The 14,410-nt window shown below is 64.9% G+C and carries 16 protein-coding genes, 1 tRNA gene and 1 riboswitch; of the genes, 7 read left to right on the top strand and 10 right to left on the bottom strand.

Going from position 1 to position 14,410, the window contains the following annotated elements:
• Window positions 1-5: 5 nt before the first annotated feature.
• On the bottom strand, window positions 6-659 hold the full coding sequence (locus tag NUU27_RS13340) for a response regulator transcription factor (RefSeq protein ID WP_257762606.1): 654 nt from the start codon (window positions 657-659) through the stop codon (window positions 6-8).
• 250 nt (window positions 660-909) lie between these two features.
• Here NUU27_RS13340 and NUU27_RS13345 point away from each other — a divergent pair, with 250 nt between their 5' ends.
• Window positions 910-1,290 (top strand): hypothetical protein, encoded by a 381-nt coding sequence (locus tag NUU27_RS13345; protein ID WP_257762607.1) that lies wholly within the window; start codon window positions 910-912, stop codon window positions 1,288-1,290.
• 293 nt (window positions 1,291-1,583) lie between these two features.
• On the opposite strand, the gene NUU27_RS13350 is transcribed toward NUU27_RS13345, so the two are convergent.
• Entirely contained in the window at window positions 1,584-2,021 is a 438-nt protein-coding gene (locus NUU27_RS13350) for a hypothetical protein (RefSeq protein ID WP_257762608.1), read from the bottom strand.
• 240 nt (window positions 2,022-2,261) lie between these two features.
• On the opposite strand from NUU27_RS13350, the gene NUU27_RS13355 reads away from it, so the two are divergent.
• Window positions 2,262-2,606, top strand: coding sequence for a DUF952 domain-containing protein (locus NUU27_RS13355; RefSeq protein WP_257762609.1), 345 nt, complete (start codon window positions 2,262-2,264; stop codon window positions 2,604-2,606).
• Window positions 2,606-3,697 carry a quinone-dependent dihydroorotate dehydrogenase gene (locus NUU27_RS13360; protein WP_257762610.1) on the top strand — a complete coding sequence of 364 codons (1,092 nt, stop codon included), beginning with the start codon at window positions 2,606-2,608 and terminating at the stop codon, window positions 3,695-3,697. Before NUU27_RS13355 ends, NUU27_RS13360 begins: the two co-directional genes overlap by 1 nt.
• Before the next feature lie 31 nt (window positions 3,698-3,728).
• On the opposite strand, the gene NUU27_RS13365 is transcribed toward NUU27_RS13360, so the two are convergent.
• From NUU27_RS13365 to NUU27_RS13375, 3 genes are all read right to left on the bottom strand, one after another.
• Window positions 3,729-5,075, bottom strand: coding sequence for an MATE family efflux transporter (locus NUU27_RS13365; protein WP_257762611.1), 1,347 nt, complete (start codon window positions 5,073-5,075; stop codon window positions 3,729-3,731).
• A gap of 9 nt (window positions 5,076-5,084) precedes the next feature.
• Complete coding sequence (locus NUU27_RS13370; RefSeq protein WP_257762612.1) at window positions 5,085-5,348, bottom strand: DUF6460 domain-containing protein; 264 nt, start codon at window positions 5,346-5,348, stop codon at window positions 5,085-5,087.
• A gap of 96 nt (window positions 5,349-5,444) precedes the next feature.
• Window positions 5,445-5,518, bottom strand: a tRNA-Gly gene (locus NUU27_RS13375).
• Window positions 5,519-5,695: 177 nt separating this feature from the next.
• On the opposite strand from NUU27_RS13375, the gene NUU27_RS13380 reads away from it, so the two are divergent.
• A complete protein-coding gene (locus NUU27_RS13380; RefSeq protein ID WP_257762613.1) occupies window positions 5,696-6,496 on the top strand; it encodes an ion transporter in 801 nt (266 codons plus the stop codon).
• Here the strand turns inward: NUU27_RS13380 and NUU27_RS13385 are convergent.
• Window positions 6,493-7,590 (bottom strand): 2'-deoxycytidine 5'-triphosphate deaminase, encoded by a 1,098-nt coding sequence (locus NUU27_RS13385; protein WP_257762614.1) that lies wholly within the window; start codon window positions 7,588-7,590, stop codon window positions 6,493-6,495. The two genes, NUU27_RS13380 and NUU27_RS13385, sit on opposite strands and share 4 nt — an antisense overlap.
• 83 nt (window positions 7,591-7,673) lie before the next feature.
• A riboswitch (SAM riboswitch) is annotated at window positions 7,674-7,751 on the top strand.
• Between the two features lie 48 nt (window positions 7,752-7,799).
• On the opposite strand from NUU27_RS13385, the gene NUU27_RS13390 reads away from it, so the two are divergent.
• Entirely contained in the window at window positions 7,800-8,990 is a 1,191-nt protein-coding gene (locus tag NUU27_RS13390; RefSeq protein ID WP_257762615.1) for an O-succinylhomoserine sulfhydrylase, read from the top strand.
• Window positions 8,991-9,124: 134 nt separating this feature from the next.
• Here NUU27_RS13390 and NUU27_RS13395 read toward each other — a convergent pair whose 3' ends face one another.
• Window positions 9,125-9,730 carry a CDP-alcohol phosphatidyltransferase family protein gene (locus NUU27_RS13395; RefSeq protein ID WP_257762616.1) on the bottom strand — a complete coding sequence of 202 codons (606 nt, stop codon included), beginning with the start codon at window positions 9,728-9,730 and terminating at the stop codon, window positions 9,125-9,127.
• Window positions 9,731-9,961: 231 nt separating this feature from the next.
• Between NUU27_RS13395 and apaG the strand changes: the two genes are divergently transcribed.
• Window positions 9,962-10,354, top strand: a complete 393-nt coding sequence (apaG, locus tag NUU27_RS13400) for a Co2+/Mg2+ efflux protein ApaG (protein ID WP_257762617.1) — start codon at window positions 9,962-9,964, stop codon at window positions 10,352-10,354.
• Here apaG and NUU27_RS13405 read toward each other — a convergent pair.
• Genes NUU27_RS13405 through NUU27_RS13415 form a run of 3 tightly spaced genes read right to left on the bottom strand, consistent with a single transcriptional unit; the run spans window position 10,347 to window position 13,460 of the window.
• Window positions 10,347-11,348, bottom strand: coding sequence for an Hsp33 family molecular chaperone (locus NUU27_RS13405; protein ID WP_257762618.1), 1,002 nt, complete (start codon window positions 11,346-11,348; stop codon window positions 10,347-10,349). The genes apaG and NUU27_RS13405 overlap by 8 nt on opposite strands.
• Entirely contained in the window at window positions 11,330-12,247 is a 918-nt protein-coding gene (gene argF / locus NUU27_RS13410; protein WP_257762619.1) for an ornithine carbamoyltransferase, read from the bottom strand. Before argF ends, NUU27_RS13405 begins: the two co-directional genes overlap by 19 nt.
• 19 nt (window positions 12,248-12,266) lie before the next feature.
• Complete coding sequence (locus tag NUU27_RS13415; RefSeq protein WP_257762620.1) at window positions 12,267-13,460, bottom strand: aspartate aminotransferase family protein; 1,194 nt, start codon at window positions 13,458-13,460, stop codon at window positions 12,267-12,269.
• A 370-nt stretch (window positions 13,461-13,830) separates the two neighbouring features.
• On the opposite strand from NUU27_RS13415, the gene NUU27_RS13420 reads away from it, so the two are divergent.
• Window positions 13,831-14,340, top strand: a complete 510-nt coding sequence (locus NUU27_RS13420) for a GcrA family cell cycle regulator (protein ID WP_257762621.1) — start codon at window positions 13,831-13,833, stop codon at window positions 14,338-14,340.
• The last annotated feature ends 70 nt before the right edge of the window (window positions 14,341-14,410 follow it).

Below are 14,410 nucleotides of genomic sequence, written 5' to 3' on the forward strand. Positions count from 1 at the left end.
TCCCGTCAGGTTTCGAGCGCGATGGCCTCCGCGCCGATGCGCGACAGGCGGATGACGGCCTGGGTGCGGCTGTCGACCCCGAGTTTCTGCAGGATGGCGGAAACATGCGCCTTGATGGTGGCCTCCGAGACGTTCAGCTCGTAGGCGATCTGCTTGTTCAAAAGCCCCTCCGCCAGCATGCCGAGAACGCGCGTCTGTTGCGGTGTCAGCGTCTGCAGGCGTTGGATCAGGTCGGCGATCTCCGGATCGGCCTCAGCGCCCAGGTCGATGTTGCCGGGCGTGTAGACGCCGCCGTCAAGAATGGTCTGCACGGCGCGGCGGATTTCCTCCATGCCGGCCGATTTCGAGATGAAGCCCGAAGCACCGAGTTCCAGCGCGCGGCGGATGGTCTCCGGGTCGTCATGGGCCGAAACCACGGCGACCGGCACGGACGGATTGGTGCCGCGCAGGGTGATCAGGCCTGAAAGCCCGCTCACGCCCGGCATGGACAAGTCGAGAAGGACGAGATCGATGCGATCGTCCGCCAGCCTCTTCACGCCTTCGAAGTCGCCGGTCTCGAGGATTTCGCAATCCTCGCCCAATCCCGACAGGGCCGTCTTCAGCGCCCCGCGAAACAGGGGGTGGTCGTCGGCGACCAAGAATCTGCATCCCGCTGCCAAAAAACCCTCCCACGCCCGCAGCATTGTCATGACTGTAGCGCTTTTTGCGCCGCAGGGCTCGCCGATTATGCGGGGAATGGCGGGCTTTTCAAGGTCATGTCCGGCAGGCGCGCAGAACCTGGGGCACCTTTGTGCATCCAGGGAGGCAACCGATCGGGGGCGGCGCCGTTCATCGCGTAGGTGTTACTTGCAGCCACACACCATTTGCCTCACACTTCCAACAGGGAGGGCAACTCCACGGATTGCCCGGATGCCCATGGAACGGATCCGCAAGATTGCCTCGGTCTGCATCGGACGAGCCGTCATGTTCGGTTCGCTGGCGATCGGCATGATCATGCTGAGCTTTTCGTTCGACCTGGTGCTGGCCCTCAAGGCCGGTGCGATCCTGGCTCTGATCATGGCCCAGATCCTGATCATCAAGGCCTACACCACCCCAAGGCAGAACCCCCGCAGGACCGAGGTCTGGAGCTACCTTTCCCCGGAGTTGCGGCCGATGGGAAACGCCGGCGCCAAGGTCTTCCTGTCCATCCTGAGCGAGGTCTACCTGCTGTTTGCCTCGCGCAGCCTGGCGGTGGGCTGCGGCTTCTTCACTGCGTCGGTGACGCTGTATCTGCTGCGCGCCGTCGAGTGAACGCCGTCGCACGGCGCTAGGGTCAGGACCTATGAATATGGCCACAATGGTCGGCCTGATTTGCACGGGCTACTTTGTCGCAAGACCTTGAAAGACGTGAAGTCTTCCTGCGGTCCTGCTTCGCGTATCCGCACAAATCAGGCCGACCATTGTGGCCATATTCATAGGTCCTGACCCTAGTGGTCTGACCGAAACAGATGGTACCATCTGTTTCGATAAGTCAGCCCACAAACTATTGCTCTGGTGGGGCGATTTTTCCCAACAGATGGGTACCATCTGTTGGGATCGCACCACTAGGTACGGTCGGGAGCAGGCTTGTCCGACGGCGTTGCATTCTCCTCTTTCTCGAAGTCCTTCACGATACCCATGAAGCGGCGGAAGAAGCGCTCCATGAGCCCCATGGTCTGCTCGAACTCCTCGTCGGTCGGCAGATCGGATTCGGCCCGCGGCGCAGCGCCCTCCAATGCGCTGACGCGCGCTTCCAGCTCTTCCACCCGTTCGTGCAGGGAGGAGATGTCGCCGTCATAGGCATCGCGCTCGTCGGCGGCCACCGAACAGACGAGCTGGCCGGAACGCTCGCGGCAGATCGACATGACGCCGGTCTTGGTGTCCATCCGCACATAGCCGTCTTCCGTCCGCTCGAGCCGAAAGCGCTCGGCCTCCTGCGCGAAGGCGCCGCTCGTCCAGAAAAAGGCGGCGAGGGTGCCGGCGATCGCTACGGTCTTGCGCATGATTGGTGCTCCGCGTTTGTCCTGGTCGACTAGAGCGCCGTGCGTCCTTTTGGGCGCGCAAAGGACGCTCTATCTCTTTATTTTCCGCATTTATGCGGACGTCAGATGATTCCACCTGACTGCAAAATGCTATAGGCGAGAATGACAAGGGAATGCGCCATAAGTGGGATCAAAGGCAATCCCCCGGAATCCATTCTTGTGCCCTTTCGCCGGCATCATATTCCCAGTATAGCCGCAGGCATGGCTTCATTGATCTACAAAATCTGCCCGCGCCCGCTCTGGCGTGAAGCCGAAAGCGCAGGCGTCTTCAACGGTGCGCCGGTCGATCTGGCCGACGGATACATCCATTTCTCGACCGCCGAGCAGGCCGTGGAGACCGCGGCCAAGCACTTTGCCGGACAGGACGACCTGCTGCTCGTCGCCGTCGACGCCGAGGCGCTCGGCGAGGCCTTGCGATACGAGGTCTCGCGTGGCGGAGCGCTGTTTCCCCATCTTTATGCGCCGCTCGCTCTTGGCGCCGTGCGTTGGGTGAAGCCCCTGCCCCTCGGCCATGACGGGGCCCATGTGTTTCCAAGGCTCGCGTGATGAGGTCCCTGCTCGATAAGCTGGCGCGCCAGGCGCTCTACCGGCTCGATCCGGAACACGCCCACCGGATGGCGATCCTCGCCTTGAAGAGCGGCCTGCCGCTGTGCGGACGGCACGAGGCCAACCGGCGGCTGAAGACGATCGTCGGCGGGATCGTGTTTCCCAACCCGCTCGGCCTCGCCGCCGGGTTCGACAAGAACGCCGAGGCGCCCGATGGGTTGCTCCGGCTTGGCTTCGGTTTCGTCGAGTGCGGCACGGTCACGCCGCTTCCGCAGCGCGGCAACCCGCGGCCGCGCCTTTTCCGCCTGGAAGAGGACCATGCGCTGATCAACCGTCTCGGCTTCAACAATGACGGGCTCGTCGCCGTGCGCCGGCGTTTGAAGGAGCGCGCGTCGAGGGGCGGCATCGTCGGTATCAACATCGGCGCCAACAAGGACAGCGCCGATCGCATCGCCGATTACGAGACCGGTGTGCGCGCCTTTGGCGACGTCGCCTCCTATCTTGCCGTGAACATTTCCTCGCCCAACACGGCGGGGCTCAGAAGCCTGCAGGATCGCGGAAATCTCTCCGAGCTCCTGTCGCGCGTGCTGGCCGCACGTGATGAGGTGGCCAAGCGCCGCCGCGCACCCGTGCCCCTGTTCCTGAAGATCGCGCCCGATCTCAGCGAGCAGGCGATGGCCGATATCGCGAGCGAGGTGCTCGACAAGCGGGTCGACGGCCTGATCGTCAGCAACACCACGCTGTCGCGACGCGGCGTGACCAGCCGGCAGGCCGACGAGGCCGGCGGCCTGTCGGGCCAGCCGCTGTTCGAGCGTTCGACGATCGTGCTTGCCCGCATGCGGCAGTTGGTGGGGCCGGCCATGCCACTGATCGGCGTCGGCGGCATCCATTCGACCGAAACGGCGTTGGAGAAGATCCGCGCCGGTGCCGACCTGGTCCAGATCTACAGCGGCATGATCTTCGGCGGAACGGAATTTCCCGGCCGGATCGTCGAGGGCCTGGGCGCCTTCGCCAAGCAGGAAGGGCTCTCGTCCCTGCGGCAGATCCGCGACAGCCATGTCGACGAATGGGCGGAGCGCTCGCTGGACTGAGCGTCAGGCGCCGTCTGTCAAAAGCTCCCGTTCAAGCGGCGAATGCCTGCCGCATCCGGCGCGGCAGGATCATCGCCAAGCCGATGCCGCGCGCGATCAGGAAGACGTGCAGGGCCGCCCACAGCCCGTGATTGCCGAAGCTCGGCGTCAGAAGGACCAGGCCCGCCAGATAGATGGCGAACGACAGGAGCATCATGTTGCGCATGTCCCGCGACCAGGTCGCGCCGATGAAGATGCCGTCCATCTGAAAGGCGAGGACGCCCGAAAGCGAGATCAGCGCCGCCCAGGGCAGGAAGGTGTCGGCGAGATCGCGAACGCTTTCCGCCTTCGCGATGAAGGCGACGAGGGCATTGCCGAAGGCGAGGAAGAACACGGCCATCGCCAGCGCCAGGCCGAAGCCCCAGATCGCCGTCAGGCGGACCGAACGGTGGAACGCCGGCGCGTAGCGGGCTCCGATGGCGCGCCCGGCAAGCTGTTCTGCGGCTGTCGCCATGCCGTCGAGGAAATAGCCGGCTATCAGGAAGAAGTTCATCAGCACGGCATTGGCGGCAAGAGTCACCGTGCCGAACTGGGCACCCTGCCGCGTGAACAGCGCATAACTCGCCAGCAGCGCAAAGGAGCGGATCATGATGTCGCGGTTTATGGCGATCATGCGCATGATCGCCGTCATGTCGGCAACCCGCGCGAACGACACGTGCGGGCCGTGCGCAAAGCGGCGCGCCAGGATCGCGAGGCCGGCGGCAGCGCCCAGCGCTTCTCCACCGACGGTTCCCCAGGCCACGCCCTCGATGCCCCAGCCCAGATGCAGGCCGAGCAGGATCGACAGGACGACATTGGCCCCGTTGAGTGCGATCTGCAGAAGCAGCGCCAGGCTCCCCTCGCCGCGCCCCAGCACATAGCCCAGGATCGCGTAGTTGAGCAGCGACAGCGGGGCCGCCAGGATGCGGATCGCCACATAGGTCGACATGGCTTCGGCCACCCGTGCCTCGGGGTCAATGAAGCGGACGCCCCCCGCGCTGATCAGCGGTTCGAACAGGATCAGCACCAGCCCGGCGACGAGCGCGATCGCCAGCGCCCGCCACAGCACCGCCAGTTCTTCCGGCGTGTCATCGCGGCCGAAGGCCTGCGCCACCAGCCCGGTGGTGCCGGACCGCAGGAAGTTGAAGGTGGTGAAAACGACGTCGAACACCACGGCGCCGGCGGCCAGCCCGCCGAGCAATGCGGGGTCGCCGTACTGGCCGATCACCGCCGTATCGACGATGCCGAGCAACGGCGTCGTCAGGTAGGCGAAGGTCATCGGCACGGCGATGGACAGGACAAGGCGGTTGGTCACCTCGAAGGGACGCACCGTCCGCCCGCGCGGGGAAGGCTGGTCCATCGGGCCGGCCTAGCGGCGATAGCTCAGGAGACGCAGGATGATGAATGCCGGAATGACGACGGCCGCGCCCAGCAGGATATAGGTCGCAAACCGCCCGAGCGCTTCAAAGCCCATGTTCCAAAGGTGCATGACCGTGTCGCGCAGCGCGTCGAAGATGTCCCAGGGCGACCAGTTGAAGGCGCTCATCACGAAGCCGACGATGAGCGACACGATCAGGAGCTTGATGATGACGCGCAGCGGACTGTCGCCGAGAAATTTTGTGAGTGCCGACACCGTGTTGCTCCCTGATCCAGACTGAAAAGAGATACGCACGCGCTGGAGGCAAAGCAACCTCCAAGCGCCGGCAAGGGCGAAACAGCGGGCCGGGAATGGAGCGGGTAGCGGGAATCGAACCCGCGCGATCAGCTTGGGAAGCTGACAGGCTACCATTACATCATACCCGCGCGCGCCCATTAATCGGCGAGCGGCGCCCGGCCTGTCAAGCGGCTTTTCACGGGTTGACGCAGGACGCCTTTCACACCACCTGTGTGCGGCTAGTGGTGCGATCCCAGCAGATGGTACCCATCTGCCGGGAAAAATCGCCCCACTAGACCCGCTCGCCGCCAACCGGAAAAGCCACCGTGCCCGCCCTGAAAACCCTGATCGAATCGCGCCGCTTCGAAACGCTGATCACCGCCCTCATCATCGTCAACGCCGTCACGCTCGGCCTCGAGACATCGGAAAAGGCGATGGCAGTGGCCGGACCTTTGCTGATGGCCGCCGACCAGGCCATCCTCGGCGTCTTCGTCGCCGAGCTGATGGCGCGTTTCCTCGTCTATCGGACGGACTTCTTCCGCGATCCGTGGCGCGTGTTCGACCTGGCGGTGGTGGGCATCGCCCTCGTCCCGGCAACGGCGGGTCTTTCCGTCCTGCGGGCGCTGCGCATCCTGCGCGTGCTGCGGCTCGTCAGCATGGTGCCTTCGTTGCGCCGCGTGGTGGGCGGGCTGATCGCCGCGCTTCCCGGCATGGGATCGATCATGCTGCTGCTGGGGCTCGTCTATTACGTCTTCTCGGTGATGGCGACCAAGCTGTTCGGCGCCTCCTTCCCCGACTGGTTCGGCACGATCGGCTTGTCGGCCTACTCGCTTTTCCAGATCATGACGCTGGAGAGCTGGTCGATGGGCATCGTGCGCCCGGTGATGGAAGTGCACCCCTGGGCGTGGCTGTTCTTCATTCCCTTCATCGTCTCCACCACCTTCACCGTGCTCAACCTGTTCATCGGCATCATCGTGTCGGCGATGCAGGCGGAACACGATGCGGAAGCCTCTGCGGAGCGCAATGCGCTGCAGGCCGAACAGGAGGCGATCCTGTCCGAGATCCGCGCCTTGCGGGAGGACGTGCGGGCGCTGCGGACGGAAGCCGACCGGGCGCCGCGCGGCTAGATGGACGTCTGCCGGAAGTGCTTCGAAAGCTTCAGCGCCTGCCCCTGGTAATTGGACTTCAGGTCGGTGCCGTAGAGCGCGTTCGGTCGTGAGAGCATGCGTTCGTAAACCAGGCGCCCCACGATCTGGCCATGCTCCAGGATGAAGGGCACTTCGTGGCTGCGCACCTCGAGCACCGCGCGGCTGCCGGTGCCGCCGGCGGCCGAATGGCCGAAGCCAGGATCGAAGAAACCGGCATAGTGCACGCGGAACTCGCCGACCAGCGGGTCGAAGGGCGTCATTTCCGCGGCGTGCAGCGGCGGCACATGAACAGCCTCACGCGAAACAAGGATGTAAAACTCGTCCGGATCGAGGATCAGCCCGCCGGCGCCGGTGTCCGTCAGCGGTTCCCAGAACTCGGCCACGTCGAGCGCGGCGCGCCGGTCGACGTCGACGAGCGCCGTGTGATGCTTGGCGCGGTAGCCGATCAGGCCCGTTTCGCCGCCGCTCAAATCGACCGACAGCGCGATGCCGCCGCCGGTGATGTTGGGGGCTTCCGCCGCGACCAGCGTCTCGCGCGCGTGCAGATCGGCAAGATCCGCCTCATCGAGCAGCGCCTTGCCGGCGCGGAACCGGATCTGCGAAAGGCGCGACCCCGTGCGCACGACGATCGGGAAGGTGCGCGGGCTGACCTCCATGTAGAGCGGGCCGGAATATCCTTCCGGGATCTTGTCGAACTCCTGCCCGAGATCGGTCATCACGCGGGTGAAGATATCGAGCCTGCCGGTCGAGCTCTTGGGGTTTGCCGAGGCCGAGATGCCTTGCGGCAGGTCGAGCGCCTCCAGCAGCGGCACGATGTAGACGCAGCCGGTCTCCAGCACCGCACCCTCGCCGAGCTGGATTTGGTGCAGCTTCAGCCGGTCGAGCTTTTCCGACACGCGATGCTGCGGTCCCGGCAGAAAGCTCGCCCGCACGCGGTAGGCGACGTCGCCGAGCCTGAGATCCAGGCTGGCGGGCTGGATCTGGTCCGCGTCGAGCGGCCGGGCGGAAGCCAGCGCTCCGCTGTCGAACAGCGCTGCGATCTCCTTGTCCGGAAGGATTCCCGCTTTCGCCAACGCTCCTCTCCCCACACGCAGACTCATCCGACGAGCTTTAGCGCCGCCTCACATTGACGCAAGGCGCGTGAGGGTCTATTGACCGTTTATCCCGTGGTGATTTGGCCGGTCGGCTTGCAGCCACGTTAAACAAGTCGCTAAAAGGCCGTGCTCGACCATCGAACCGGCATGCGGCTTTCGCGGCCGGTTTTTTTGTTGGTGTGAAAGCGATGACAGACCATTTCGAAGACGATTGGAAGCCGCAGACGGCCCTTGTGCATGGCGGCGTGCAGCGCTCGCATTTCGGCGAGACATCGGAGGCCATCTATCTCACGCAAGGCTTCGTTTACGACAGCGCGGAGGCCGCCGAGGCACGCTTCAAGGGTGAGGTGCCGGGCTTCGTCTATTCGCGTTACGCGAACCCCACCGTGGACATCTTCGAGCGCCGCATGTGCGCCCTGGAAGGCGCCGAGGAAGCCCGTGCGATGGCCTCCGGCATGGCAGCCGTCACCGCCGCCCTTTTGTGCTCCGTCAAGGCGGGCGACCATGTGGTGGCGGGCCGGGCCCTGTTCGGTTCCTGCCGCTGGGTGGTGGAAACGCTGATGCCGCAATACGGCATCGAGACGACGCTGGTCGACGGCACCAGGATCGAAGAATGGAAGGCGGCGGTCCGCCCCAACACCCGGCTCTTCTTCCTCGAAAGCCCGACCAACCCGACGCTCGAAGTGGCCGACATCGCGGCGGTGGCCGACATCGCCAACGAGATCGGAGCGCGGCTTGTCGTCGACAACGTCTTCGCTACGCCGATGCTGCAGAAGCCGCTGGAGCTCGGCGCGCATGTGGTCGTCTATTCCGCCACCAAGCACATCGACGGCCAGGGCCGATGTCTGGGCGGCGTCGTGCTTTCCGACAGGGAGTGGATCGACGAGCACCTGCAGGACTTCTTCCGCCACACCGGGCCGAGCCTGTCGCCCTTCAACGCATGGACGCTCCTGAAGGGGCTTGAAACCCTGCCCCTGCGGGTGCGCCAGCAGACCGAAAGCGCCGGCCGCATCGCCGATTTCCTCGCCGGCCACGACAAGGTCGCCCGGGTGATCTACCCCGGCCGCGCCGACCATCCGCAGGCCGACATCGTGGCCCGGCAGATGAAGGGCGGCTCGACACTGCTGTGCTTCGAGCTGAAGGGCGGCAAGAGCGAGGCCTTCGCCTTCGAGAACGCGCTCAGGATCGTCAAGATCTCCAACAATCTCGGCGATGCGAAGAGCCTGATCACCCATCCCGCCACCACGACGCACAAAAACCTCGCCGAGGAGGCACGGGCGGAACTCGGCATCGGCGACGGCACGCTCAGGCTTTCGGTCGGGCTGGAAGACGGCGACGATCTGATCGCCGACGTCGAGCGCGCGCTGGCGGTGGTGTAGCGGCGCAAGCCCAATAAAACGGCTAGAGCGGGATGAGGAAAGTGTGAAGCGGTTTTCCGCAGCATCCCGCTCCAACTTTTTGAAAGCGATCGCGTTTATGATCTTGGATTGATTCAATCCAAGATCATCGCGATCTAGCGAAATCTCTTCGCCGCCAACACGATGCGCGACACGGTCGTGTAGGCCGTGACGGCGGCGAAGGCATAGGCCAGCACCGGAAACCACGCCGGAAACAGGCACATCAGGACGAAGACGGCGAGCGTCTCGCTCGCTTCCGCCAGCCCGGTGGTGAAGAACAGCGACTTCTCGCCCCGCGCGTCCGTCTTCATGCGACGCTTCTCGGCCATCACCGCATAGGTGAGAAAGCTCGCCCCGTTGACATAGAAGGCGAGCAGCAAAGTGGCTCCGGCGATCGCATTGGCAGCGGGATCGAAGATCACGAACCCCAGCGGCACGGCACCGTAAAAGGCGAAATCGAGGACGATGTCGAGATAGCCTCCGAGATCGGTCTTGCCGTGGATGCGTGCCACCGCTCCATCCAGACCGTCGCATAATCGGCTGACGAGGATCAGGCCGATCGCCAGCCAGAAGGCGCCCAGCGCGACGGCCCCGGCGGCGGCGAGCCCCAGGAGAAGCCCGGCGAGGGTGATCGCATTGGCCCCGATCCCGGCGCCGGCAAGCGGCGCGGCGATCGCCTCGAGCCCGGGATCGATCTTGCGGCGCGCCCAACCATCAAGCATCGCAAACCTTCACGTCGTTCGTTCCAATCCAAGATCTAGCGCCATTCCCGCTCTCCTTCCGCTCACAATGGCGTCATCCGGCGCATCGGCCCTAAAATCGGAGCCGACTTTCGGAAGGACTCACAGCGTCCTTTGTGCCTCCGAATGGACGCATTGTGCTGTGACATCGGCCCGCCCTTGACCATCCGCGCCGCGAGGATCATCCTGCGGCCTTTCAGAAACGAGCCAGCCATGTATCGTGCGGTGACCCAGTCGATCGAGGTGTGCGCGGAGCCGAGCTATCTGCCGGCCCAGTCGGAGCCCGAGGCTGCGCATTTCGTCTGGGCGTACCGCATCACGATCACCAACAACTCGCCGGAAACCGTCCAGCTCGTATCGCGCTACTGGCACATCACCGACGAATTGGGCCGCGTCCAGGAAGTGCGCGGCGAAGGCGTGGTGGGCGAGCAGCCGGTGCTGCGGCCGGGCGACAGCTACACCTATACGTCCGGCTGTCCGCTGGCGACGCCGTCGGGCATCATGGTGGGCCGCTACACCATGCGCGGGCCGCACGGCGCCTTCTTCGACGTCGACATCCCCGCCTTCTCGCTCGATCTGCCGGGGGCGGCAGTCAGCGTCAACTGAAGTCGGCGGGATCGAATTCGTATTCCGTCGAGCAGAACTCGCAGGTGACGCGGATCACGCCCTCCTCGATGCTGTCGGCAACTTCGTCGGGCGTGAACCCGTCGAGGATGGTCTTGATCTTTTCGCGTGAGCAGGAACATTCATCAAGCACCGCGATGCCTTCGTAGACCCGCACGCCATGCTCGTGGAAGAGGCGATAGAGCAACCGCTCCGCCCCCACGGTCGGGTCGATCAGTTCGGTCGGCTCGACAGTCGCAAGCAGCGCCAGGGCTTCCTGCCAGGCATCGTCCTCGGGATGCGGCGAGCCGTTGTTTTCCTCATCGCCGTCGCCGCCGGGCAGGTCCGACATGCGCATGCGCTCCGGCGCGGTCGGCAGGAACTGTACCAGCAGACCGCCGGCGCGCCAATGCTCGCGGCTGGCTTCCGGCCCCGGAAGCACCATCTTGGCGACGCCGAGGCGGACCTCGGTCGGGATCTGTTCCGACTGGCGGAAATAGGTGCGCGCCACGTCCTCCAGCGTCGAGCCGTCGAGCTGCACGATGCCTTGGTAGCGCTGCATGTTGACCCCTTGGTCGATCGTCAGCGCCAGAACGCCGGCACCCAGGAGCGCTTCCGGCGTGTCGTTGCCGGCGGCAACCGCCTCGGCAAGGCGGACTTCGTCGAAGCGGGCATAGGCGCGCACGGCGCTCGGCGTGGCATAATCGGCGACCAGCATGTCCACCGGGCCGTCGGACCGCGTCTGGACGATGAACTTGCCCTGGAACTTGAGCGAACTGCCGAGGAGCACCGTCAGCACGATGATCTCCGCCAGAAGCCGGGCGACGGGCTCGGGATAGGTATGGCGCGCCAGGATCTGGTCGAGCATCGGCCCGAGCTGCACGGCGCGGCCGCGCACGTCGAGCGGCTCGACGTCGAAGGGGACCACGTTGTCGTCGCCGGCGAAGCCGAACTCTCCCAGTTGCCGTTCTTCCGTGCTCACCGGTTCAAACACCATGCCAGGACAGCTTTTTGCGCGTGAAGCCTGTTCTCGGCTTCGTCGAAGACGACGGAATGCGGGCCGTCGATCACCTCGTCCGTCACCTCTTCGCCGCGATGGGCGGGCAGGCAGTGCATGAACAGGGCGTCCGGCCTGGCATGCTTCATCAGGGCGGCGTTCACCTGATAGGGCTTGAAGATGTTGTCGCCGCGGGCACGGTGCTCCTGTCCCATCGAAACCCAGGTGTCGGTCACCACGCAATCGGCTCCCTCCACCGCATCCTCGGCGGTGGGCTTGAAGGCGACGCGGCCGCCATTCGCCTCGGCCCAGGCGACATATTTCCCGTTCGGCTCGCTGCCTTCGGGAACGGCGATGTTGAGGCGGAACTCCATGCGCGCCGATGCCTCGATCAGCGAATGGAGCACGTTGTTGCCGTCACCCGTCCAGGCGAACAGCTTGTCCTTCACGGGCCCGCGGTGCTCCTCGAAGGTGAGCACGTCGGCCATGATCTGGCAGGGATGCGTGTCGTCGGTAAGGCCGTTGATGACGGGAATCGTGGCGTTCTCGGCCAATTCCAGCAGCCGCTCATGCGCCGTCGTGCGGATCATGATCGCGTCGACATAGCGCGACAGCACCTTGGCCGTGTCGGCGATGGTCTCGGAGCGGCCGAGCTGCATTTCCGTGCCGGTGAGCATGATCGTCTCGCCGCCGAGCTGGCGCATGCCGACATCGAAGGAGACGCGCGTGCGGGTCGACGGCTTGTCGAAGATCATCGCCAGAACCTTGCCCTCGAACGGCTTGTCGCGCTCGCCCGCCTTCAGGCGCTCCTTGCGGGCGCGCGCATCGTCCAGCATGAAGCGCAGGTCCTGCGGCGCGACCGTCGAAAGGTCTATGAAGTGGCGAAGACCGCTGGCCATGCCCGGCTCCCTCGTTTTGTCAAGCATCGGTGGTCTCGGCCGCCCGGACCGAAGCCACGGCATCGTGGATGCGTCTGGCCGCCTCGCGGATATCGTCCTCGGTCACCGTCAGCGGCGGCAGCAGCCGCAAGACGTTGTCGCCCGCCGGCACCACGAGCAGCTTGTGCTCGCGCAGCGCCTGCTGCACCTTGGCGTTGGGCACCTTGCATTTGAGACCCAACAACAATCCCTCGCCGCGAATGCCTTCGACGATGTCGGGAAACTCGTCGGCGACGGCGGCCAGGCTCTGCTTCATCAGAAGGCCCTTCTGCACGACCGCATCGAGAAAGCCTTCCTCCAGCACTACGTCGAGCACCGCATTGCCGACAGCCATCGCCAGCGGATTGCCGCCGAAGGTCGTGCCGTGGGTCCCCGGCGTCATGCCCTTGGCCGCCTCGTCCGTCGCCAGGCAAGCGCCCATCGGGAAGCCGCCGCCGATGCCCTTGGCCACGGCCATCAGGTCCGGCGTGATTTCCGCCCATTCGTGGGCAAACAGCTTGCCGGTGCGCCCGACGCCGCTCTGCACCTCGTCGAGGACCAGGAGCAGGCCGTGCCGGTCGCAGATTTCGCGCAGGCGGCGCAGCGAGGTGTTCGGCAAGGGGCGGACGCCGCCCTCGCCCTGGACCGGCTCGACCAGAATGCCGGCGGTCTCCGGGCCGATCGCCTTCAGCACGGCATCGATGTCGCCGAAGGGAACCTGGTCGAACCCTTCGACCTTCGGTCCGAAGCCTTCCAGATACTTGGCCTGGCCGCCAGCGGCGATGGTGGCCAGCGTGCGGCCGTGAAAGGCGCCTTCGAAGGTGATGAGGCGATAGCGCTGCGGCGCCCCGTTGACATAATGATAGCGCCGAGCCGTCTTGATCGCGCATTCCAGCGCCTCGGCGCCGGAATTGGTGAAGAACACCTTGTCGGCGAAGGTGTGAGCGACGAGGCGCTCACCCAGGCAGCGCTGGCCGGGGATGTCGTAGAGATTGGAGACGTGCCACAGCTTGCCTGCCTGCTCGGTCAGGGCGGCGACGAGGTGCGGATGGGCGTGCCCCAGCGAGTTCACCGCGATACCCGCGGCAAAATCCAGATAGCGCTCGCCGTCGATGGTCTCGATCCAGCTCCCCTCTCCGCGTTCGAAGGCGAGAGGCTGACGGGCGAAAGTTTCATAAAGCGCCGATTCACGCATCCACACGGTCTCCGCTGAGCCTGAGATTGGTTCCCGCGCCGCGTGGCCACCCCGTCGCAGGAGGATGAAATCAAAATGCCGCCCAAGGGGCGGCAATGCAGTGTTTTATCTGTTTTTTCCCGTCGGCTGTCAACGCAAACGGCGCGACAGCTCGGTGACACGAGAAAAAGCAAATTGGGGAAAACCGCAAAAAGCGAATCAGGTTACGGTAAGGACTCTTGTCACGGAGTCAGCCCATAAGGTAGTTTCAGATCAAGCAAAAACTACATTTTGTGCGGCGGACCATATCAACCATCCTTATATGGTACTCCCTCGGCTTTGGTCGAGCGAGAAGGGATTCGGATTCCGCACGCAGGACAGGAGATGTCCCATGAACTGGACTGACGAGCGGGTCGAAACCTTGAAGAAGCTCTGGGCCGAGGGCCTGAGCGCGAGCCAGATTGCCGCACAGCTCGGCGGCGTCAGCCGCAATGCCGTCATCGGCAAGGTCCACCGCCTGAAGCTTTCCAGCCGCGGCCGCGCCACGAGCCAGCGCACGCGCCAGAAGAAGGCGCCGCAGACCGGCACGACCACCACCCGGCGGCCGCGCAACACGCGCCCGGTCACGGCGACCATCGGCGCCACGGCGTTGCAGGTCCATTTCGAGGAAGAGCCCGTCGCGGCGACCTATCTGCAGCCGGTGGGCAACGTGGTCGTGCCCATCTCGCGCAAGCTTGCGCTGGTGCAGTTGACCGAGAACACCTGCAAATGGCCGAACGGCGATCCGCTCTCGGAGGAGTTCAGCTTCTGCGGCAACGAAGCCGGGGATGCCGGGCCCTATTGCGCCTATCACTCGCGCATCGCCTATCAGCCGGCCTCCGAGCGCCGCCGGGCACGCTGATCGGGCCCATCTGCCGAACGTTTCGGCAAGCCATGCAGAAATCATGAAAAAGAGCGGGGCGCACAAGCGC

The organism is Nitratireductor sp. ZSWI3, assembly GCF_024655565.1.
Taxonomy (GTDB): Bacteria; Pseudomonadota; Alphaproteobacteria; order Rhizobiales; family Rhizobiaceae; genus Nitratireductor.

What these genes read in the sequence shown, in the direction of transcription:
- NUU27_RS13415 (WP_257762620.1), bottom strand. Translation starts at nt 13,460, where the DNA reads ATGCGTGAATCGGCGCTTTATGAAACTTTCGCCCGTCAGCCTCTCGCC.
- NUU27_RS13395 (WP_257762616.1), bottom strand. Translation starts at nt 9,730, where the DNA reads ATGCTTGATGGTTGGGCGCGCCGCAAGATCGATCCCGGGCTCGAGGCG.
- NUU27_RS13390 (WP_257762615.1), top strand. Translation starts at nt 7,800, where the DNA reads ATGACAGACCATTTCGAAGACGATTGGAAGCCGCAGACGGCCCTTGTG.
- NUU27_RS13345 (WP_257762607.1), top strand. Translation starts at nt 910, where the DNA reads ATGCCCATGGAACGGATCCGCAAGATTGCCTCGGTCTGCATCGGACGA.
- NUU27_RS13420 (WP_257762621.1), top strand. Translation starts at nt 13,831, where the DNA reads ATGAACTGGACTGACGAGCGGGTCGAAACCTTGAAGAAGCTCTGGGCC.
- NUU27_RS13350 (WP_257762608.1), bottom strand. Translation starts at nt 2,021, where the DNA reads ATGCGCAAGACCGTAGCGATCGCCGGCACCCTCGCCGCCTTTTTCTGG.
- apaG (WP_257762617.1), top strand. Translation starts at nt 9,962, where the DNA reads ATGTATCGTGCGGTGACCCAGTCGATCGAGGTGTGCGCGGAGCCGAGC.
- NUU27_RS13405 (WP_257762618.1), bottom strand. Translation starts at nt 11,348, where the DNA reads ATGGTGTTTGAACCGGTGAGCACGGAAGAACGGCAACTGGGAGAGTTC.
- NUU27_RS13365 (WP_257762611.1), bottom strand. Translation starts at nt 5,075, where the DNA reads ATGGACCAGCCTTCCCCGCGCGGGCGGACGGTGCGTCCCTTCGAGGTG.
- NUU27_RS13355 (WP_257762609.1), top strand. Translation starts at nt 2,262, where the DNA reads ATGGCTTCATTGATCTACAAAATCTGCCCGCGCCCGCTCTGGCGTGAA.
- argF (WP_257762619.1), bottom strand. Translation starts at nt 12,247, where the DNA reads ATGGCCAGCGGTCTTCGCCACTTCATAGACCTTTCGACGGTCGCGCCG.
- NUU27_RS13360 (WP_257762610.1), top strand. Translation starts at nt 2,606, where the DNA reads ATGAGGTCCCTGCTCGATAAGCTGGCGCGCCAGGCGCTCTACCGGCTC.